The organism is Achromobacter sp. B7 (assembly GCF_003600685.1).
Taxonomy (GTDB): domain Bacteria; phylum Pseudomonadota; class Gammaproteobacteria; order Burkholderiales; family Burkholderiaceae_B; genus Achromobacter; species Achromobacter spanius_B.
In genome coordinates this window covers 4,563,123-4,582,632 of the sequence record NZ_CP032084.1, presented here as the reverse complement: position 1 = coordinate 4,582,632, position 19,510 = coordinate 4,563,123, and the positions used below count along the sequence as shown (strand labels likewise).

The window sequence follows — 19,510 nt, the reverse complement described above, 5'->3', positions numbered from 1 at the left end:
GCTAAATAGTCTTTTATGCTAAAATGACTATATGAAATGACCGCTTGGAGGGCGCATCGTGCATAGTCATCAACAGGTATCGAAAACCGAATTCAAGGCGAAGGCGTTAGAGTTTTTTCGGCAAGTGGAGGCAACGGGGGAACCCATCGTTGTCACGGATCACGGCAAGCCCGCGTTGGAAATCCGCCCCTACCGGGCGATTGATCGGGATCCGCTGGCCGTGCTGCGGGGGTCGGTCGTGCGGTTCGATGATCCGCTGTCGCCGATTGGCGAAGATTTTTGGGAGGCTGCTCAATGATTGTGTTGGACACCCATGCTCTGCTTTGGTGGGTTTCGGGTGATTCCCAGCTCAGTCGCGCGGCACGGGAGGCAATCGACGCAGAGGGCCAGGACGGGGAGATCTTGATCTCGGCTATCACAGCGTGGGAGGTTGCAATGCTGGTCAAAGCTGGACGCCTTGCGTTGACGATGGACGCGGCGGATTGGCTTGATACCGTTGTCCAGGTTCCGGCCGTGCGCTTCGTGCCGGTGGATGTGCGGATTTCCGTCCAGTCGGTTGAGCTTCCTGGGGAGTTTCATAAAGACCCGGCCGACCGGCTCATAGTGGCTACGGCGCGGCATTTGTCTGCACCCTTGGTCACTGCTGACTCGAAGATTCGGGACTATCCCCACGTTCAGACCATCTGGTGATGTAACCCATCAGCCAATGCAAAAGGGCGCCCTCGGGCGGCCGCTGCTTGAGAGGCTTCGGCGTTCGCGACACCACCTTGGTCAGAATAACTCGTCGAGTGCGCAGAAGAACGCTATACGCTGCGCGTCGGGTTCCACGCCATATTCGCGAAAGAATGGATCAACCCACTCCTGCCCCAAATTACGGGCAATGCTCCTTGCGGTCAAGGAGAGGTCTTGATAACGGTCGCTAACGCCTAGGCCACCACAGTCAATGAATCCCGCAAAGGTGTGTCCATCAACGATGAAGTTCGGTAAGCAGGCATCCCCGTGAACCACTACTCGCTCATAAGCGTCTGGGCGCGTTGACCACAACTCAGCGAGCAGTTCCCTAGCGGTTCGTCCTTGAAATGCCCTGTCGAAATCGGATTCGTCAACGAGTCCTTTTCTGACGCGATTTTCGGCGGCCGCGATGCGCTCGTCGAGACTGATTCCGAAGGGGCAGGTCTCACTTGGCACACTGTGGAGGCAATGTAGCGCTGCGGCCAACATTTTTATGATCTGGTGCGGCTCTAGGTGGTTTGCGCTGGCCAAATCGAGACCCGGGACAGCCGTCATGAGTAGCCAGTGGCGATCATATTCGGTCGCTTCATCGAGAACTGAAGGTCCGGGTAGACCTAGCCGTGTCATCCATCTAAGGCGCTCAGCTTCGCCCGCAAGCTCGCTTTGCAAGACAGCGGACTCGGACTTTAGAAATAGCTGGTTTCCGGTCTTGCAACGAACGCGAAACACTTCTGCCGCCGACTCGCCGATCACTTGCCGCTCGAAGACTGCTCCGGCTAATTTCTCTCGCCATTTGGTCGGGATATCCTTGTCCATGCTGCCCTTGTCTACAAGATTTTGATTTGTGTCCAGTGGCACGAACGTTTGTTATACGAATCCCCGGACTGATGACCGATCGACCCCGGACAGGCGGCGTCGGCCGGCGAGTGTATCAAAATGGCCCCATTCGCTGACGTTCGATGGTCGCAACTCCGGCAAAGCAAAGGGCCGCCCTATGGGCGGCCCTTTGCTTTGGATGTACGGCGTTTTGGATCGGAGCGCCCAGTCCCACCGGCTGCGCCGGCGGGGCCGTCCTTCCGACTTCGTGAGCGTCCCCCGGACGCTCACAGGTGTCCTTAAGGCCCCCGCCGCCAGGGCGGCGGCGGGTCCCTTAAAGCCACCACACAGGACGCACCCTCCGGGTGGGTTCATCTCTTTGTTTTTTTTGGATTTTCCTTGCGGCAGGTTGTTTTCTTTTGTCTGACAACGAACGGTCCACAAATGCCGCAGGCCACCAGGGCCGCTGCTCTGCGCGAGTTTCCGCCGTATACATCTGTTCGTTTTTCGGCATTTTCGGCGTCCGGCCCCCCGCCTTGAGACATGTGTGAGACACATATGAGACATGTGTGAGACATAAATTAGACATACATGAGACACACATAAGACAGATGTGAGACAGCATTGAGACAACGGTGAGACAAACCCACCGTTGGTAAAGAACTCAGCGTGACACTGACCCGCACCGCCCCGTTTCTTGAGCCTGACGGTCTTTCATCACCGCCTCAGCGCGGCCGATCCTCACGGACTCGGTCGTCCTGACAGGATCGAAACGTCGTTGTTCAAGTAGACTTTCGGCTGCCGAAATCGGGAGGACGTCTGCATGGACGAGAAGGTTGTAACCGCCATACACGAGCTGGCGAATGCGCTGGCCGGACTGGGTAGCTGGCAGCAGCAGTTAGTGTCGATGGCGATCCTGCTGGTGGTGGCCGCCGGTGGATCGTTCTTTGGGGCCTACCTCAAGACGCGCGCCACGAACGCTGCGATCAGCGCCGACCTAGAGAAGATCAAGGGCCAGCTCACCACGACGACGAACACCACGGAGACGATCAAGAGCCAGATCGGCAAGCGGGGGGAATTGCACACCCTGCGGATCAAGAAGTTGGAAGAGCTGATGGAATCGTTTCTGAAGACGCAGGATGTTTACCGGCATTCATTCGAAACGCTCATTACAGGAAATCCGGCCGCGCATCCAACGGATTCTGGCCAGCACCTCATCATGCTCACCAAGTTCTACTTTCCTGATCTGGAGGATGCGATCGGTGCATTCAATAACGACTGGTGGTATTGCCTGATTGATACCAACGTCGCCCGACAGGACAGGGTCAAGCACGACGACAAGGATGTCGTCGATATCATGCTGGAAATCTGGCGGCAGAACGGCTTTCCCTTGAGAGATGAGGCGGAGAATAAGGGCGCCGCCGTGGAGAAACGGCTGGTTCAGACGATGCATGTGTTGCTCGGCGAAGAAGGCCCGAAAGATGCCGGGCCCGCGCCGGCATAATCTCTTTCTCGGTGCTGCATGCAACGCACCGCGAGCATTACCCAACACTAGGCATGGTGTGACTTTCGACCCCATCTGGCACGCTCGATGGAGTCATTTTTCGCCCAAATTCGCCTATTTCAAGCTCTCATTAAACATCCAGGCTGCATGCGTCTGCACGAGCTTGGTTTTCGCCAGTGGCCCGCTCCCTGTTGGTACCTCCAACGTGTACAAAGCTGACCATGCTAATTAGGTGAAGCACGGCGTTTGAATTCATTGCATTTTTCATCCTATTTAGTGTGGAGTTCCATCGCTACGGGCGCTTTGTGTGGTCGCCATGGACGGGTAGATTCCAAGCCTATGTCCAACGCCGCCGTCTTCTCCTCGAGCCGGTTCACGGCGCCGGACAGCTTTGCGGCATTCTCGGTATAGATTTCCGTGTGAAAGCGTGCTCGGGAAATCGCCACGTAGTAGACGTCGCGCTGCGTGGTGCGGCTAAAACTCTCAGAGTTGATCAGCGCGCGATCGCATGTCAGTCCCTGCGCGCTGTGGCTTGTGGACGCGTAGGCGCGGTCAAGATGCAGCGGTGCTGTTGCCGCGTTCATCGTGATTCGTCGGCCGTTGCCGCCGATGGTGACCGTTGTGGGCGTGACCGCGAGCACTTCAAACCGATCACCGTTGGCCAAATCAAGAGCCGCGTTGTGCCTCGTCACCCGAACCCAATCGCCGGCGGATAACTCTGCTTTGACTGGTTCGTAGACTGACAACTTGGCGGCACGCGCAGGATTGAAGGTGGTCCGGACCTTCTTTTCCATATGCTCAACGACTAGGTCATTGGGCTTTCCGGCAAGCGCGCCAATGACGCGGTACATCTCGCCCTGCCGCAAATTCCCAGCTTTGTAGTCCCGCTCCGGCTGCACAATATCCCCAGCGATGAAGTACTTGGCCACTCGCCGTTCTGCCTGCGTAGTGTCACGTCGGGTAAGCATCTTGAATTCAAAGCCGCGGCCGCCGAGGCCAAGTGCTTGATGGGTGGCCTCGTTTAAGGCATTTCGCGAATCGTTCGTCCCGGTCACGATAAGGGTCTCCCGCCGCTCATCGTCGTTCAGCGTTGCGTATCGCGTCGCTATGGCGTCATATCGTTCGCCGTCGTCCTTGATGGTGTGCACCGCTTTCAGCTTCTGATCTAACACGCCAAGGGAGGCCGACGCCTGACCCTTTGCCGCTAGTTCCACCGCAGCCTTCAATTCGGGGGTTTTCTGGCGAATGATGTCGCCCATTAGGGCCGTAGCCATGCCAGCTACCTGCAACTGGTGAAACGGGCGGCCAGCCTCGATGGCCTTGGTTTGGCCCGTGTCGCCCAGCATGACGATGCGTGCGTCGTCGGCCTCGGCCATTTTCATCAGGCGTTCCATGAGGCGGGCAGGGACCACGCCCGCCTCATCGATGACAAGGACGGTTTTCGGGTCGAGTTTGAAGCGCTCCTTCTGACGTGCCTCCAGAACGGATGCTACGGTCCTGGATTCCATTCCGAGTTCCCGCAGGGCCTCGATCTGCTTGCCGTAGGACGCCACGGCCTGGACCTTGAAGCCCGCAGCTTCAGCGGCCTCCTTGACCTGAGCCAGCATGTGCGACTTTCCGGTTCCCGCCAGGCCTTGGACGCCGATGAACCGGTGTGGCGTGCTGAGGATCAGATTGGCGGCCGCCAGCTGGCCAGGCTTGAGCGAGCGGCCAGCCATAGCGCTTTGGGCTGCTTGAATATCCAAGATTGGCGCGACCTGGTCACGCCCCTCGCGCTCGATCTGAAGGATTCGCTTTTCGCGCTCCCGAGCCACCTGTGTGGTGTACCTTGCGCCGGTCGGAACAAGCTCGCCTCGAGCAATGGAAATGCGGATTCTTTCTTCCGCATGTTTCTTGCTCATGCCACCGACAACGAGGGCGGCGACCAAGTCCGACCGCGATTCGCCGGCGCCGTCTTTATCCTTCGCGTGCCGGTACTGAATCGTCCCAAGGATCAGATGGCCTTTATCAAGTGAGCGCTTGACGGCCGATTTGAGGTCGCCCAGCTTTATGCCCATGCCGTGCGAACGGCGCAGCGCGGTCTTCAGCATCTCCTTTCCGTCCATCACTGATTCGCGTTCGGTGTGGTGCTTGATCGCCCACCGGAGGCATTCGTCCGCAATCAGAGCAGCCGCCTCCGGCGTCAATTCCTGCCGGGGTGGCTTGCCGCTTTCCAATCCGGCTTCCTTTTCCAGTGGTTGCTTTGCTCCATTGAAATCAATGCCGAGTTCAGTCGCCTGTCGTTCCCAGTCACGCTGAAGTTCTTCGCGAGAAATTTCGGGGGCCTTGTCCAGGCGAGTTTTGAGGGCGATAGTTTGCTTGAGTGCTCTGCTCGCAGATTCGCGGGTTTCACCCAATGCCGCCAGTTCAGCATTGATGTCCTGCGAACGCTTGGAGAACCCTTCGATGTGGTCCCGAGAGATATGCGCGAGTTCGAAGCTCTTGCCCTCGTAGCGGATCTGATGGCCGGACTTCTCCAGGCCGCTGGCCAGCTCGGCGTGATACACCGATTCCACCATGGACTTCAATCGATAAATTTCATCGTTCGATATGGCGACCCAGCGCCCATCGGCGCGTTGGGTAAGGTTCATCAACAGTGCGTGGGTATGCAGCTGGGGATCCGAATAAGCACCGTCGGTGGGCCTGGCCGTCTCGTGTCGAAACTTCGCGATAGCCGCGTTGCCCGTCCGCTCCGTAGTGGTTATTCCCTGCTCCGTCTGGCGCGCGCGCAGTAGCTCATGTTCCAGAAATTCCAGCGCCTTGCTCACCGCGCAGTCGTGTGCCTCGATGACTGACGGATCCTTGCCGGCCAGCGCCTGGATGCTGACGCTCTTAGGCGGAGAGAATGTCATATCCAGTGCCGCGCGTGCCTCAGCATCCAACCTGATAGAGCGCGATAGTTTGACGTCTGGACCAAAGTCACCGCGCAGCGCACGCAGAAATTCCTCCTGTTGAACCGCGCCGGTAAGCCCTAGTGCGTCGGCCGCCTTGCCTTGCCATTGCGCGGCCGTACCGTCGCGACTGTAGTAATCGTCTTTCTGGTCTGCGTAGTAATGCGACGCCTTTGTGGCGGCGCTCCGATGGATTGATTTCAAAGAGATCATTAGATTTCCAAGACGCGCAGACCGCCCTGAACGGTGACGGTCCGGCGTGAAATGGTTATGCGGCCATGGTCGGATCTTCGGGCAGATCCACCGGCGACCATGATTGGGGGTCGTCAGCTGGCGACTTTGCCATCCTGTGGGCTCCGGCGCGCTTCGCCTCTACAAACGGGGCATTTCGTACCGCGAAGGTCATTGGTTGTAGAACGAACTTGGCAATCGGCCGATCACCAGCGAAGGCAACCCAGCCGGTTAGATCGGGCAGCGACTGGATTTGCGCAGGCGTCACCACTCGTTCGGTAGAGCGAACCATGCGTTCGCTGGTGTTGCGCGAACTGCCGGGATTACGGCTGTCGGTATACTCCGGCCGCGCCACTTCGTGCTCACCCAGGGCCTTCGACATCTCTTCGGCCGTTTCTGGATCGGTCTTCGACCCACCAAGCACCACGAGAGAGCGGAAACTAGCGCGAAGGGTCTGCGCTTTATCTGCACCGTAGATGTCCCTAAGCTGGGACACCGCCTGCAGACCGGCCACCACTCCCAGTCCTTGCTTGCGGCCCTTGGTCAAACCGTCTTGGATCGAGGCGAGCTTTTCCAACGACGGGATTTCATCCAGGTAAGTCCACCACCGTCTTTGAAGATCTTCGGGCAGAGAAAGCACCGCCGACAAGAAGACGTCCACCCACGCAGACACGAGCGGTTTTAGGGCCTCCATCATGTCTTCGCGCCACGTGATAAACAGACTGCCCGTGCCAGTGTCCATCCAGTCACGGATGCTGAACTTACCTTGCGGCACACTTACGTGCTCGGCAAGGTACTTGGACAACACGAATCGAGAGCTCGTAAGCGCCTTGCTCGCCTCGGCGGATCCGGCAAACAGCGATTCAGCAAGGGTTCCGGAGAGGAAGGTTCGGAGGTCGTTGTCCGATGCTATGGTGCACCAGCGAAACAACTCTTCCACAGAGGGCGTTCCTAGCGAATGCAGCTTGCGCGCAGTTTCGCGCAAAAGCAGGCGACCATATTCGTTCCATTCCTCTGCATTAGCGTCCTTCCCGAGGGGTACGATGGAGAGCGCAAGCCGCTTCCAGTCAAAGTCCGCGCGGATCTCGTTGAAGAAGGACCAGCCCTCCGTACGAGCGTCGTATGGATTGAGTAAGACGTCCTCGGCCCGTCCGAATTTGCTGTAAAGGTCCCCGTTTGGATCGACGATGACGCACCGGTTTCCGCGCTTCAGTGCAGAGAAGGCTAGCGCACGCAGTAGGACCGATTTACCACTGCCGGTCGCACCGTTCAGAAGAAGGTGCAAGTTTTCGATACCGGTTGGCATTGGGATGCCTGCAACGTCGATCTGTGCCTTCCCTTTTTCGGTGCACAGTTGAGCGAGCTTTTTTACCGGGACTACTTCGGTGCCGCGTATGTGCTTCTTGTACCCCGCGCCGTCAAAGCCTTCTTTGGTCGAGTATTTTTTGAGCGTGAGCGAGATTGCCAGGGCCAGAACGAAGCCGATGCTCGGCGCCGCGATCAGAGCTGGGTAGTCCGGCGTCGATATGACCCAATGCGACAGGACTAGCCAGGTAACGTGCGATAGCGGAATGCCTGACATGATCTTGGCAGTGAGAAGCCACGCAGAAAGGGGCAGGAATAAGAGGACGAATTTGATGATTCGCCGGCGTATGTCGGGTGCCATGAATGTCCTTTTGGAAGATGATTAAGGCGCCCCGGGGCGCCTTGGAGATTGGGCCTGCGAGGGCTACTGGCGAAGAGCGAGGGCCACCAACGCGCCGCCGATCCCGCTGCCGATGAGCGCGCAGACCCCGCACAGCACGCCAGCTCGCCACGCGGCCGCCGGCAACGCTCGGGTGGCAACGCGAGTCGCAACGCGGGCGTCTGAGGTCGACTTGGCCAGGGTGCGGCTGGCCTCAAGAAGCGAGCGGGCGGCTTGACTGCCCGCATTGGCCGCCGCCTCCAGGCCAGCTTGACGCACCATGGTCGGAACCGCCTGCATCGTTGCCGCGATTTCTTGTTGCCGGACGGTCAGCTGCTCGATCAGAACGACGAGCTGCGCGCTTTCCTGCAGCATGTCGCGGTATAAAAGCTCCATCCTGCTGCGGGGGATAGCAGAGGAGGTGGCCGGGCTTCCGGACGGTATTGCGGTCACTGTGCCTCCTACATGAAGAGGGCGTCGAATGCCTTGTCCAACTGCCGGTCAACAGGACGCGCCAGGGACTGTAGGGCGTGCATGTCGCTGAGATGGCTGACGAGCTTCACGTCGTCACGATCAGCTTGGCGCAGCTCCTGGCGGTAGTCGCGCGGGTCGGCGAGGATCTCTTTGATCGTTGTGCGCTTGTTGGCCAGCAGATCGAACACCTCGTTCTCAAAGATCGCTGCTTCAGGATTGGCGCGAAAATCGCCGGACTGCACGGCGTATCCGAAGATGGCGGCGAACTCCTCACGCACGTCGGAATCGACGCGATTGAAGAGCACGCGTACGCGGTCTGGCGGCACACCCATCTGCGCGAGAACCTGGATCGTTTTGATCGTTTCCCGCTGCGCTTTACCGGAAGTGACCACGGGCAGCACGTAGTAATCGATCTCGAGATGCGCCTGGTCGTACTTCACCAGCTCGGCCAGGAAGTCCTCGATGTTGGAGGCACCGACGTCGACGATTGCAGCTTCCGCCATGAGCAGCTTGCGAAAAAGGCGGCCGAACTGTCCCCCACGCATCTGTTCGACATCCAGACCGAGATCGGCAGCGCTTTCGTTGGTCGACTCAACGGCGATAATTTCGGCTTCCGGAATGCGGGGCGCCAGAAGGTGGCTGGTCGTGACGGTTTTGCCGACGGAGCCGGAATAGTTGACGGTTGCGATTTTCATGCGGGGTTCCTATTTTTTTCGGCCGAGTTCGGCCAGTTCATTGAGGTCAATGGGATCTGAAGCTCGGCTAAGCCGAACGAGGTCGGCTTTGCTATGGATGCCGCTCGTCGACGAGCTACTGGTGACGGGGGCTGCGGCGGGCAGATCTGCTGCAGTGCCGGGCGTTGAACGGATGTCAGCCCGGTTCTCGTCGATTGGCACAGGCCCGGTCCGCTTACGCCATCGGTAAAGGGCCTGCCGCAGCGACAGGATGGTCACGGGTACGCCAGCGTTGATCAGCGTTTCAACGATCTTGGCGTGGGTGACCCCTCGTCGAACGAGCTGGTCTATCAACGGCAGGAGCGCGCGAAACCGCGCGCGCTGGTCGATGGCATCCAGCCTGTTTAGCTGCTGAACGATCTCGGCTCTATTCGCCGGCGGGGCGTGATTCTGTTGCATGGAGGGTAGTTCCCCAGGTTCGGTAGATTGCGCGGCAGGCCGGGTTAGCGCTCGAAGCCGCCTGCGGACTTCTCAGCGCTCGGCTTATGCAAAGCCGTCGCTCCGAGTGCAAGGGGGTCGACCTGGCGCAGAAGGCCGAGCTTGCCGCAGGGGTAGCTAATTTCGACTTCCTTGCCCACGAACTGCTGCGGGTTCCTGACGGCCAATGCTCCGAGCCAGTGGGCGATGGTTTCTTGCCCGACTCTTTGATAGGCCGTGTCGCCCGTGATGGAGACGAGCTCACCGCGATAAGTCGCCCCGATGATGGGGGCCTGCACGAGTTCGGTTCGGATTTGGTGGCGTTCGGCTGTGCCGAGCGTCAGATCTGCGGCGGCGTCGTAATCCCGTAGGAGCTGTGCGGTTCGGTCGGTGGACATGACGGTATAGGACCAGCCTTCAGCATTGCGAGCATCATCGACCACGTATTCCTTGACGAGCGCCTCGCCAAGCCGGTCGACGGCCAGCACCGTGATGCTGGACCGATAGCCATGGTCTTGCGGCGCAGGGTTCCAGCGCTCGGCGCGTGCCTGCTTGGGCACGCTGCCCTGCAGCGCCGTGTGCGTCTCGAGATCCGGATGGTCGTAAAAGCGGTCCGTGTCGATGTCGCGCACTGACTTTCCGTCCCAGCGCTTGAGCCCATCGGCCGCGGCGCGTTCGAGGTCGTCGTGATACGGGTCTGGCGACCAGTAGCGCGGATCGACGACGGCGTCCTCGAGCGACGGGGCATGTACGAATCGCTCGCCGGTGCTGATGACCGTGATTCCGACCGGCTTGCGGTCGGCGATGGCGGCGAGGGTGCGCGGGCCGCTCAGAACGGGCGCGTGATCGTGCCGGGCAGGGCGAAATAGCGATAGGACTTTGGTTTTCCAGTCGGAGATTTTCATGGGATTCCTCGGAAGGGTGATGGTGCGAAGCGGTCGAGACCGTGCTCCGGCGTGCGATTAAGTTGACGTGAGTGGTGGCGCCCTCCGGCTGGAGAACCTGGGGTTGAAGGAGGGGGAGCCGCGCCCGTGAGCGGGCGGGGGGGAACCGTTGCGGTTCCCCGGGGGGTCGGAAGCGCGGACGCCGCCAGGCGGCCGGCCAGGGGGGCAGTAGCCCCCGCGCTTTTGGGGCCTGTCACTCCCCGCCCGGCGGAAGGTCCGCCGGGAAGGGGACGGACCTTTTCTGCTGGGCGCAGACACCGGTGTGGCCAGGGAGGTCTGCTGCGGTGGCGCGGCGTTGATGGTGTTCGGCAGGCAGGCCGTGGTGGTCGGGGCGGCGCGAGGCCAGAGGCCCGCAACGCCCGGGGGGCTGCCTTTCCCCCGCCCGCCGGCGCATCGCGCCGGCGGGGAGGGGGACTGAAGCTAAGGGGTTCAGGCCGGCGCCGCAGGCGGCGGGGCGGAGGGAGCGTAGCGACCGGAGGGTAGGCGGATCGGCGTTCGCGACGAGCCAGCGCCTCGCGCGCGACTCTCTCTAAAACCTATAAAACCTATATATACCTATTGGGTACCGTTTTTGGTACTGGCAAAAAGCAGTTTTCGGTACTGGCGAAAGGACAAATTGGGACGGGCAAAAACGCTTTTCGGGCTAGGCCCAAAACTGGGACTGGTCCCGATATGGGTCCAGGCTGTGGACAACTTTTAATGGGACGGCACGAGTCCGGCGGCGAGGAATACGCGCGCCTTGAAATGGGGCGGCGGCTCGTTCGGAGCCTGCTCAACGCCGAGCTTCTTGCCGGTGGCCACGATGCCGGTCCAACTGTTCTGCCAGGCCATGCCCGCCGTCTCTCCGGCGTCGCGTTCCCGGAAAACCCAGAGCCGCCATGACTCGAACCAGTCGGGTGACATGCCCAGTTCTCCGGGTCTGGACCGCATGTAGGCGCTGAAGGTGGCGGCCATGGCGTCGATCTTCTCCTGCGTCCAAAGCGGCCGCTGCTCCTGCGTCCAACTTCGCCACTGTTCCGGCAGGCTCCAGCTCGCTGGAAGTCTGGTCGGGCCAGCGCCGGCACCGCGCGCTTCGGGCGGGCGCTTTCGGCCCTTTCGCTTGGCTCCCCTGGGCGCCTTGCTGGCAGGCCTGTGCCCTGCGGCAGGGGAAGTGGGAAAGCATGCAGCTGCGAAGCCAGCCCCCGTTGCTTCGGTTGATTCGCACACTGAATAAAAACTCCCGCCCGTCCCGCCGCAGTGCGGCGAAGGTGCGTCCCCCTTGGGAAGAGACAGCGACTCGTCAACTGTGGCCCCACCCCGCTCTGACGGCCCGCTTGGGTTGGCATTCGTCTCGCGGTCGTCGGCCGGAGATGCCGGCGGCGCGTTTCCATCGTCAACCTCAAAGCCGTCCTGCAGCGCCAGGTCTTGCTGCGCTGCCTGCGATTCGCCGCCAGCGACGGCGCCGGTAGCCGCAAGGTCGATCAGAGGGACCGCATTCGGGCACAAGCGATAAACTATGCTGCTACGGTTGTCGCCTGCACGTCGCCCTGTGTCCTGGATCGCGCCCAAGTCGCGAAGGCGGCCAAGGGCTTCGATGACCGTCTTGCGATTTAGATGCGTGACCTTGGCCAGGTAGTCGATCGATGCGAAAACCGTCCAGTGGTCGGCATCGTAACGAACGAGCTGTGCCAGGTTCAGCAACACGAGCTTGGATGAGGATTTCTGGACGTCGGCCATTCTGGCCCATTTGGATGCTTCGACGCTCATGTTCGCCCCTTGCGTTGCTGCGAGTTATTACCGGGTAATGGGTCTTGCTGGTACAGCGTGCCGGTCACGAGTCCGTCTCCAGTGATTCAGCGATGGTGCGGCGTGCCCGCAGGGGCAGGCCGTGTGCTTCATAGAATTCGCGGCGGGCCATCAGCCAGGCCTTGTATGGCCACGCGCGGCGCTCACCCCAGGGGTAGGCGTCCTTGATTGCTTGGTGGGTTTGTTCGGCGCTGAGGCCTTCGGCGCGGCAGCGTTCGAAGACGCTTTGCATGATCTTGTAAGCCATGCGGGTGCGTGCTTCCTGCGCGCCGCGTTGGCGGTTCGCTCGGGTCATGGAAGTCTCCGGGAGGAATTGACGGCGGGACGCTGCGGTCGGCCGCCGGCGGCCAAATTTTGATTTACAGCCGCTCTTGTCGTTCGATGGCGTGGATCGCGTCCATCAACCCGTCTACAAGCCGGTGCATGTCGGCAGTGGTAAGAGGTGCGGATCCAATCGGCCCGCCAAGCATCTCACGGCACTCCATGGATAGAAGTGCAGTGTTTCCCTTGCTGCATTCGTGGCGGAGCCGCAGAACACCTGGCAGTCCTACCGGCGATATAAACGGAAGTTCGACTTCTACAAGCGTGCTCATTGCACGCGCCCAGGGTTGAAATAGACCTGAGTGAGCTTGTAGTTGGCGAAGTACAGCGAAATGTCCAGCGTGGAAAACAGGTAGCGCCGAATCGTGTCGATATCCATCTGGTTGCCGGCCGCGGACTGTTTCACGAGAAGCGCAACGCGCTCAAACGTATCGCGCGCACTGTTAGCGTGGGTGGTCGTCACTGATCCAGGGTGGCCTGTGTTCAAAGCGTTCAGGTAGTCCCACGCTTCGGGGCCGCGCAGTTCGGACAGAAAGATCCGATCGGGCGAGCTGCGCATGGTGGCCTCGATGCACTCTGTGGCCGACATCCGGCCAGCACCTTTGCCGTAGATCATGTGCACGCGGTTGGGATGGTTTGGCAGGAAGAGTTCGTGTACATCCTCGATGGTCAAGAGCCGTTCGAAGGACGGCACGCAGTCGATGAGACTGCGTGCAAACGTCGTCTTTCCTGAGCCGGTCTTGCCCGCGACAATGATGTTGCGGCATTGAGTGACTGCACGACGAAGAAACTGGAGGATGTCCCCTGCCTTCATGAGGTCGAGCAATTCCTTGTCGTGCTCGGTCAGGTTGTCGCCGTTACCCATGGGGCCGCTCACATCGACCCAGTTAGCAAAGGCGCCTTCGGCGGCCAGCTCGTCCAAGGTCTTCACGGCGCTGCTGTGCTTGCGAATGTTGATCGAAAGCGAGCCGTCGATCACGGCCGGCGGCTGGGCCACCTGAGCGCGCTCACCGTCGGGCAATAGCAGCGACATGATGGGGCTGAAGTTGACGTTGTTATAGCTGGCCATGGCCGACACCAACGCTTCCAGGAAGCTGAACGTCAGCTTCGGATCATGGCGTTCGTGCCATTGCCCGTGAGAGCGCGTAAAGATCACACCGGGCCGCGTAATGGTGATCTCGCGGACGGCGTCATCTGCCATGTAGCCGGAGATAGGTCGCATCATCTGGCGTAACGCCGTGTCACGGCCGTCCGAGTCGATGGGCGATGTGTTGTGGGAATCTTTCATGGGATGCCTAGTCAATGAACGCTGGCCCCGCGACCGAATGGTCAGGGGGCCAGGCGCTTGGTCGAGTAAGAGGTGTCTGTGCGCGAGGCGTCATTAGCGGCTCGCGACCGCGCTGCTAACGAGCGACGGATCTGAACGTGTAGACCGAGCTGAAGTCCAGATCTCGAGCGACATAAATTCCCAGCCGGCCGCCCTGGTTGCGGTAAAGCGTCGGCGGGATGTTGATGGTGTTGTCGAGCACGGTGGTTACTGCGTTTGTGGCCGCCTCGCCCGTGGTATTGAACTGAACCTGGCTGTTGTCGCTGCTGCCACGCGAGGTTGCCCACGTACCCAAATCGCTGATCAAGCTGACCATGATGGCCCCGCCGAATCGCTCAGCGAAGTGCGTATCGATGAAGCCATCCAAGCCTGCCTCACCCAGGGGGCCCGTGCCCGGAGAATCCAGCTGGATGACGACGCCCTTGGGAGTTTCGAGACGTGACCACACTACGCCGACACGCGGCTGGCCTTGAGCCAAGACACCTTGCTGATAGCCGATGAATCGCGTCCCCTTGTCGATCAGGACCACGCGGCCGCTCGTCGAGCGGATATCGTGCGGCGCAAAGCAGCTGAGCATGCCCGCCTGCGCAGTCACGAGCTTGGTTTCCTGCACACAATCGATCATTGATCCTTGCGTGATCAACATGTCTCGATTGCCAACCAGCCCAGCCCGAGAAGCGGAGAGCTTCATAGGGGTGAGCTTGCCGGCCATCGGGCCGCTGTCCGCTTCGCGGGGCTCCGGCTGGGACGAGCTTTGCTGAGCAGAGGACTGCCCCCCCTCTCCCTTGGTATTTCGCAGCCCGCTGCTAAGGCGCCGCTGTGTGACAGCATCGACAGCAACGGTCTCTGCCAGGTTTGAAAGCGTGCCTTTCTGCTCCGTCTTGCCTTCCGGCCCGGGCACCTTGGGCGCCGATTCAGGCGGCTCTGGCGGGGCTGGCGGGGGTGGTGGTGGATCGGGTCGGAGCTTGAGACCGGGAAGCACGTTCTCGATCTTGGCTTGCATCGCCGGTGCGGCCTCTTCGGCAGCAGGCGTATTGAATGCTCGCCAACCCATCGTGGCGATCACCATCAACGCCATCAAAGTGATGAGCCACATGAAGGCCTTCGCACCCTGTTGCATCGGCCTTGCAGTACCCGACAGGTCCGGGCGGCCGCGGCCCTCGATCTGCGCCTGGTGCTCTTCGATCTCCGCCACCGCGTCTATGGTTTGACCGGGTTTTTTTCGCCTCTTGAAGAGATTCATGGCGCAGTTTCCTCACGAATGACGCGCTCGACCTGCGGCGAGACGGTACCGGTGGCCAGACTGCGTGTAACGGGCGCCCCGTCGTTGTGGACGGCCAAGACCTGGTTACCGATACGCAGATGCCAGCGCTTAGCGACCCGATGAAGCACGACAGTCTGCTCGTCCTCCATATGCCAGTTCACGATCACTTCCTGGCCGTCTGCGTCTACGAAATAGATCGCAGGCAAATCCTGGCCAGGAGCAAACCGAAGCCATGTCTGCGCGCCGTCATCCCATGCGGCGACCGGCGCCAGGCTGGTGTCGCCGCTCATCGAGTAGGCCGCCCAGTTGATCGCGACGTCGGCGGTGGCCAGATCGCGCTGCACGCGGTCGCGCTCATCCTGGGCTGCAGACTTCGCCTGTTCGAGCTCGGGATACCGCAGCACCACCCGGAAGACGCCGCCGCTCTTACGCGCCTTTTCATACTTCAGCAGGAACGAGTAGTTTCGCTTGGTGGTGATGTAAAGGAGGTTGGTGTCGGCTTGCTCGACGATGGGCTTGAGCAAGAGGTGCTTGCCCACTTGCTGGAAGTCGTACGCCGCCGAATCGCCAAAGGCGTGCGTCACGTAGTCCTCATCATCGTTCAGTTGGACTTGAGTGGCCACACCAAGCGTTGTATCGACCTGAATGACGTCGGCGGCGTCATAGTCCGTCCAGCGGATTCGCTGATCCTTGGGCGAAGCTGCAGGTCGGTCGAGCGACCAGGCAGGCGCTGCGGCCGCGCAAAGCGCGACCGACAGCACCGCCACGGCCAAAGGCCTGAAGCGGATGTTCATCGGGCGTGTCCCATCTCGAGGTTGCTTTCACGCTGGCGCGCCGACTCGTGCGTACGTTGGTGGTCCATCCCCATCCCCGCCTGCTTGTCGTGGTCAGCGTCGCGCACCAGGCCCACGCCGCCTACCGCCTTGAAGGGGTAGCTGATGGCGAGCGCCGCTTCCTGGCCGGTCATCTCAAAGGACCGGTTCAGCGTGTTGCGGGCATGGACGATGAGGTCCCCTGTTTCGTTGTCACGCTGGATCAAGCAGTTTGGCGTCGTACCAACGATCGGGCCCTTGTACTCGCGCCCATCCTCCGGCTGACGGATTTGCCGGTCTTGCTCGCCGTAGAGCTCCACCGGTCGGCGCGCCTCACGGATGCGCTCTTCAAAGTGTTTGCCGATACGATCGGCAGCCAAGACAGGCGTGGGAAGACGAAGGTTCGCGTCCTTGTGAAGATGGTCCTTGCAGAGGCGCGCGGCGCCGTAGAGATCGCTCTTCGCGTACCGTTCGATGTCGCGCAACAGTGCCGTGCGCTCTGCGTTGCTCATGCGCCCTGCATCTTCGAGGCGGCGGGCGAGTTCGTTGATCTGTGCTTTTTGCATGACGATTACCTCAGCGTTTCGACAGCGGTCGAGTAGGAAATGACTTGAAAGCCCAGCGGGTTGTCGCGAATTACGCTTTCCGGCATCGGCGCGTTGACAAACCTGTAGGCGATGGTGGCGATAAATTGCTCACTGCTGGGCGAGCGCTGGGGGCCCATCTCGCTGCGCGTGAACCGGACCGTAGCGGTCTGGTTGGGTCCCGGAGTGATCGACCGGACGTTGATGACCAGGCGGGTATGTTCCCCATACTTTTTGTCCAGAGCTTCACGGCCGGTCTTGGGGTCGTCTTCAAACTTGGCGTGGTACTGCTGTTGCACATCCGGCGAGCTGAACAGCCCGCAGCGGTCGTACATGTTTTGCAGGGTGCGCCAGTCGTAGCCTTCGCACGACAACACGTACTGAGTGACGAAGTAGCGCGCGATCCGAGGGCCATAGTCCTCCTGTGCGTCGCCGAGCTGGGATACGTTTTCCACCTCGCCGGTCGCATCGTTGACCCGCACGACATAAGGTGGCTGGGGCGTGTAGCTCAGCATCAGTGAGGCCAGGGCGCCGACCGCCAGAAACGCCAGCACGAATGCGCCAACTGCCACGCGCCATGCTTTCGCTCTGGATGAAAGGACCTCCGTGAGGAGGTCCCGGTCCAGGCTCCGGTTTCTGTCCAGCTCTTGCTGAAGCGAAAGCTTCGGGTCTTCAAAGGACATGTTGGTCCTCCGAATGCCGAACAAGATTGAGGGGCCGCACGTTTCGTACGGGCGCAAATGGGCGGACCGCGGCGAGCGTGGCCGAAATGGCGAGATTCATTTGTTCTCCGAAGAGATGAGGGGATTTAAATCAGAGACGGCTGGCTAACGCGCAGCACAAAGAGAAAGGCACAGCGATTGCTGTGCCTTTTACAGGGTCTGGACACTGTCGCGTCCCGACCGGCCTACTAATGATGCTTTGGGAAGCTTTAACGCTCTTGGCGCATGTCCCGAGTCATAGCCTCGGTCATCTTCATGCCCTGCTGGTGGTCATGCTCCCGGCGCCAATCCCAATTGCTCTTTGAGCGGGGCGTTGACATTCCAATCAGGAACAATTGAGACGGCCACTTGAAGCAGAGATACCACAACGGACGGAGAATCCAAGTCCAAGTCGCCTTGGCAAGGCTCATCCATTGGAAAGCTGATATCGGCTGATCGGGCGCAACACCGGGCGGCACCGATAGCGGCACATCCGTGCCCATCAAAGGGTTCTGAGAAAGGGCCTTTCCCAGCGGCTTTAAAGGAGCCATCTATATCCTCGAATTATTGTGCTTGTCAGGGAGGGCGGCGATTTGAAACTCAATATTAGCCAATCTTCCCAATGAAGGGAACTGCAATTCCGCCGCCAGCGCCGCTGCCAGTTATTTTGGTAGCCACCACTGAGACCTGTTCTAGCATGAACTTGGAGCACATCATGAAGAACACGATAGCCGTGAGCATGGAAAATATATTGATCTGGTCCGCTTTCGATAGATCGATTAACCCTTGCTGGAGTTGTCCGAACATCCCCATGATGAACATGAAAACGACCATAAAGAGGCCTGCGTAAATAGCATAGTAGAGGGCCTGGCCGAGCCAGCTGTGGAAGAACTGCTTGGTCGGTTCGAACAGTAGTGCGAGTATGCAAAACGGCCCCAAGACGACAACTAAGCCCATCCCAACCTTTACGGTGATTAACACCAGCATCCCAATCGCGCTCATGACCGCTGAGATTATGGTGATGATGACCGAGACAACCACAAAGACAAAGGCCTGCGCGATTTTCTTGAGACCGCTTGGTGCGCGCTCTTGCAACCGTGTGCCGATTTCTGCGCCATTGTTCGCCGCGTCGTCCATCATTTCGGATGGAGTTTTGACGGTGCCCGTGAACACCTTAGCCACGGAGGTGGGTAAGTCCAGCATGACGCCGACAATCTGCTGTTGGTACAACCCATTTGCGCTGGCGATGCTCACGATGATCGCAATATTGACGACACGCCGACACGCATGGAGGACCGGAGTTTGAATGGCGCCCGAGCAGATGAGCCACCCGTACCAGACCAGCGCGACGGACAAAGAAACGGACACGAACGGCAATAGCTTGGCGGTGGCGGACGCGACCAACGGCGTGATGACGCTCGTTAGCATCTTAGTCACCGACTGGTCGATCCAGTTCGCGATCCCGCCGAGACTGGCTAGACTGACCGCGGTGGTGGCCATTATCTCGCTCCAGGAAGCGGCGCGCGGATTGCTCCAAGGCTGAAAGAGCTATCGGCCAGCTTTTCGGCTTGCTGCTCCATCAGGGCTTGCTCGGCCTCAATCTGGCGGGTGAGCATGTCCGCCCTGGTTTGGTCGGCCTGGATGTTTGCCTGCTCGACGAGCAGCCGGGCCTGCAGATCAGCGATGGCCTTTGGATCCTGGGCCTGATTGATCTTGGCCTGGAGCTGGTCCACCTGCTTGACACGGGCGGTCATCGCTTTTTGCGTCTGCGTCATCATCGCCTGGCTGCGAACGGCGAGTTTTTCGGCTCGGGCGTCAAGGTTCTTCTTGTCCTGTTCATAGTTGCCCGTCAACCGTTCCTCGCGTTCAATGCGCTCCACAGCGTCCGAGATCCCGCCCAGCCCGCCATTGGAGGCACGAAGAATATCCCGTGCGTCTGCCGGCAGTGCATCGCGAATCGCCGGGTTGTTAAGGATATCGCCGAGATTTCGCGTGCCTGTGAGCGCTTCGAGCTGCCGCTTCTGGCTTTCGAGCTGGCCCCGGAGGACTTCGATTTGCTCGGCGTACTTGGCCAGCGTCTCCACATGTTGGAGTGCCCGTTGTGCGGCCGCCATAGCGTCCGCCGTCGGTACACCTGCTGCGTGAACTGGGAGCACTGCGTTACCCAACACAACCGCGCAGGCAAACACTGCTGCGTGCTTGCGCTGGGCATGGACGGACAGGAAGCGGGTCTTGAACGATGCAAACATA

At 60.1% G+C, this 19,510-nt stretch carries 19 protein-coding genes; 3 read left to right on the top strand and 16 right to left on the bottom strand.

Features of this window, described 5'->3' with window-relative positions:
• The first annotated feature begins 58 nt into the window (after positions 1–58).
• Both DVB37_RS20705 and DVB37_RS20700 read left to right on the top strand, forming a co-directional pair.
• Entirely contained in the window at positions 59–298 is a 240-nt protein-coding gene (locus DVB37_RS20705; RefSeq protein WP_120156639.1) for a type II toxin-antitoxin system Phd/YefM family antitoxin, read from the top strand.
• The gene (locus DVB37_RS20700; RefSeq protein ID WP_120156638.1) at positions 295–690 is read left to right on the top strand and encodes a type II toxin-antitoxin system VapC family toxin; all 396 of its coding nucleotides are present in this window, start codon (positions 295–297) and stop codon (positions 688–690) included. The genes DVB37_RS20705 and DVB37_RS20700 overlap by 4 nt, the downstream gene beginning before the upstream one ends.
• Before the next feature lie 81 nt (positions 691–771).
• On the opposite strand, the gene DVB37_RS20695 is transcribed toward DVB37_RS20700, so the two are convergent.
• On the bottom strand, positions 772–1,548 hold the full coding sequence (locus tag DVB37_RS20695; protein ID WP_120156637.1) for an APH(3') family aminoglycoside O-phosphotransferase: 777 nt from the start codon (positions 1,546–1,548) through the stop codon (positions 772–774).
• Positions 1,549–2,371: 823 nt separating this feature from the next.
• Between DVB37_RS20695 and DVB37_RS20690 the strand changes: the two genes are divergently transcribed.
• A complete protein-coding gene (locus tag DVB37_RS20690; protein WP_120156636.1) occupies positions 2,372–3,052 on the top strand; it encodes a hypothetical protein in 681 nt (226 codons plus the stop codon).
• A gap of 269 nt (positions 3,053–3,321) precedes the next feature.
• Here DVB37_RS20690 and mobF read toward each other — a convergent pair whose 3' ends face one another.
• The 15 genes from mobF to virB5 form a co-directional block, all read right to left on the bottom strand.
• A complete protein-coding gene (gene mobF, locus DVB37_RS20685; protein ID WP_120156635.1) occupies positions 3,322–6,195 on the bottom strand; it encodes a MobF family relaxase in 2,874 nt (957 codons plus the stop codon).
• A 55-nt stretch (positions 6,196–6,250) separates the two neighbouring features.
• The gene (locus DVB37_RS20680) at positions 6,251–7,879 is read right to left on the bottom strand and encodes a type IV secretion system DNA-binding domain-containing protein (RefSeq protein WP_120156634.1); all 1,629 of its coding nucleotides are present in this window, start codon (positions 7,877–7,879) and stop codon (positions 6,251–6,253) included.
• Between the two features lie 63 nt (positions 7,880–7,942).
• Positions 7,943–8,272 (bottom strand): hypothetical protein, encoded by a 330-nt coding sequence (locus DVB37_RS20675; RefSeq protein ID WP_162941256.1) that lies wholly within the window; start codon positions 8,270–8,272, stop codon positions 7,943–7,945.
• An 86-nt stretch (positions 8,273–8,358) separates the two neighbouring features.
• Complete coding sequence (stbB, locus tag DVB37_RS20670) at positions 8,359–9,066, bottom strand: StbB family protein (RefSeq protein ID WP_105558061.1); 708 nt, start codon at positions 9,064–9,066, stop codon at positions 8,359–8,361.
• Between the two features lie 9 nt (positions 9,067–9,075).
• Complete coding sequence (locus tag DVB37_RS20665; RefSeq protein ID WP_120156632.1) at positions 9,076–9,504, bottom strand: hypothetical protein; 429 nt, start codon at positions 9,502–9,504, stop codon at positions 9,076–9,078.
• Between the two features lie 44 nt (positions 9,505–9,548).
• On the bottom strand, positions 9,549–10,427 hold the full coding sequence (locus DVB37_RS20660) for a hypothetical protein (RefSeq protein ID WP_120156631.1): 879 nt from the start codon (positions 10,425–10,427) through the stop codon (positions 9,549–9,551).
• Between the two features lie 735 nt (positions 10,428–11,162).
• Complete coding sequence (locus tag DVB37_RS20655) at positions 11,163–12,212, bottom strand: helix-turn-helix domain-containing protein (RefSeq protein WP_162941255.1); 1,050 nt, start codon at positions 12,210–12,212, stop codon at positions 11,163–11,165.
• Positions 12,213–12,276: 64 nt separating this feature from the next.
• Positions 12,277–12,546, bottom strand: coding sequence for a hypothetical protein (locus tag DVB37_RS20650; RefSeq protein ID WP_046804256.1), 270 nt, complete (start codon positions 12,544–12,546; stop codon positions 12,277–12,279).
• Positions 12,547–12,840: 294 nt separating this feature from the next.
• Positions 12,841–13,860, bottom strand: a complete 1,020-nt coding sequence (gene virB11, locus DVB37_RS20645) for a P-type DNA transfer ATPase VirB11 (RefSeq protein ID WP_120156629.1) — start codon at positions 13,858–13,860, stop codon at positions 12,841–12,843.
• Between the two features lie 115 nt (positions 13,861–13,975).
• Positions 13,976–15,142, bottom strand: a complete 1,167-nt coding sequence (gene virB10, locus DVB37_RS20640) for a type IV secretion system protein VirB10 (RefSeq protein ID WP_120156628.1) — start codon at positions 15,140–15,142, stop codon at positions 13,976–13,978.
• Positions 15,139–15,957 carry a TrbG/VirB9 family P-type conjugative transfer protein gene (locus tag DVB37_RS20635; protein WP_120156627.1) on the bottom strand — a complete coding sequence of 273 codons (819 nt, stop codon included), beginning with the start codon at positions 15,955–15,957 and terminating at the stop codon, positions 15,139–15,141. Before DVB37_RS20635 ends, virB10 begins: the two co-directional genes overlap by 4 nt.
• Positions 15,954–16,541 carry a hypothetical protein gene (locus tag DVB37_RS20630; RefSeq protein WP_120156626.1) on the bottom strand — a complete coding sequence of 196 codons (588 nt, stop codon included), beginning with the start codon at positions 16,539–16,541 and terminating at the stop codon, positions 15,954–15,956. Before DVB37_RS20630 ends, DVB37_RS20635 begins: the two co-directional genes overlap by 4 nt.
• A 5-nt stretch (positions 16,542–16,546) precedes the next feature.
• The gene (locus DVB37_RS20625; protein WP_120156625.1) at positions 16,547–17,242 is read right to left on the bottom strand and encodes a virB8 family protein; all 696 of its coding nucleotides are present in this window, start codon (positions 17,240–17,242) and stop codon (positions 16,547–16,549) included.
• Positions 17,243–17,866: 624 nt separating this feature from the next.
• Positions 17,867–18,760, bottom strand: a complete 894-nt coding sequence (locus DVB37_RS20615) for a type IV secretion system protein (protein WP_120156623.1) — start codon at positions 18,758–18,760, stop codon at positions 17,867–17,869.
• Complete coding sequence (gene virB5, locus DVB37_RS20610; RefSeq protein ID WP_162941254.1) at positions 18,760–19,509, bottom strand: P-type DNA transfer protein VirB5; 750 nt, start codon at positions 19,507–19,509, stop codon at positions 18,760–18,762. The genes DVB37_RS20615 and virB5 overlap by 1 nt, the downstream gene beginning before the upstream one ends.
• Between the last annotated feature and the right edge of the window lies 1 nt (position 19,510).

Bases quoted from the DNA above. Each gene is read 5' to 3' on its own strand.
- DVB37_RS20690 (WP_120156636.1), top strand. From the start codon at position 2,372: ATGGACGAGAAGGTTGTAACCGCCATACACGAGCTGGCGAATGCGCTG.
- DVB37_RS20680 (WP_120156634.1), bottom strand. From the start codon at position 7,879: ATGGCACCCGACATACGCCGGCGAATCATCAAATTCGTCCTCTTATTC.
- DVB37_RS20650 (WP_046804256.1), bottom strand. From the start codon at position 12,546: ATGACCCGAGCGAACCGCCAACGCGGCGCGCAGGAAGCACGCACCCGC.
- DVB37_RS20675 (WP_162941256.1), bottom strand. From the start codon at position 8,272: ATGCTGCAGGAAAGCGCGCAGCTCGTCGTTCTGATCGAGCAGCTGACC.
- DVB37_RS20660 (WP_120156631.1), bottom strand. From the start codon at position 10,427: ATGAAAATCTCCGACTGGAAAACCAAAGTCCTATCGCTATTTCGCCCT.
- DVB37_RS20625 (WP_120156625.1), bottom strand. From the start codon at position 17,242: ATGTCCTTTGAAGACCCGAAGCTTTCGCTTCAGCAAGAGCTGGACAGA.
- DVB37_RS20695 (WP_120156637.1), bottom strand. From the start codon at position 1,548: ATGGACAAGGATATCCCGACCAAATGGCGAGAGAAATTAGCCGGAGCA.
- DVB37_RS20655 (WP_162941255.1), bottom strand. From the start codon at position 12,212: ATGAGCGTCGAAGCATCCAAATGGGCCAGAATGGCCGACGTCCAGAAA.
- mobF (WP_120156635.1), bottom strand. From the start codon at position 6,195: ATGATCTCTTTGAAATCAATCCATCGGAGCGCCGCCACAAAGGCGTCG.
- DVB37_RS20700 (WP_120156638.1), top strand. From the start codon at position 295: ATGATTGTGTTGGACACCCATGCTCTGCTTTGGTGGGTTTCGGGTGAT.
- DVB37_RS20665 (WP_120156632.1), bottom strand. From the start codon at position 9,504: ATGCAACAGAATCACGCCCCGCCGGCGAATAGAGCCGAGATCGTTCAG.
- virB5 (WP_162941254.1), bottom strand. From the start codon at position 19,509: ATGTTTGCATCGTTCAAGACCCGCTTCCTGTCCGTCCATGCCCAGCGC.
- DVB37_RS20635 (WP_120156627.1), bottom strand. From the start codon at position 15,957: ATGAACATCCGCTTCAGGCCTTTGGCCGTGGCGGTGCTGTCGGTCGCG.
- DVB37_RS20630 (WP_120156626.1), bottom strand. From the start codon at position 16,541: ATGCAAAAAGCACAGATCAACGAACTCGCCCGCCGCCTCGAAGATGCA.
- virB10 (WP_120156628.1), bottom strand. From the start codon at position 15,142: ATGAATCTCTTCAAGAGGCGAAAAAAACCCGGTCAAACCATAGACGCG.
- stbB (WP_105558061.1), bottom strand. From the start codon at position 9,066: ATGAAAATCGCAACCGTCAACTATTCCGGCTCCGTCGGCAAAACCGTC.
- DVB37_RS20615 (WP_120156623.1), bottom strand. From the start codon at position 18,760: ATGGCCACCACCGCGGTCAGTCTAGCCAGTCTCGGCGGGATCGCGAAC.
- virB11 (WP_120156629.1), bottom strand. From the start codon at position 13,860: ATGAAAGATTCCCACAACACATCGCCCATCGACTCGGACGGCCGTGAC.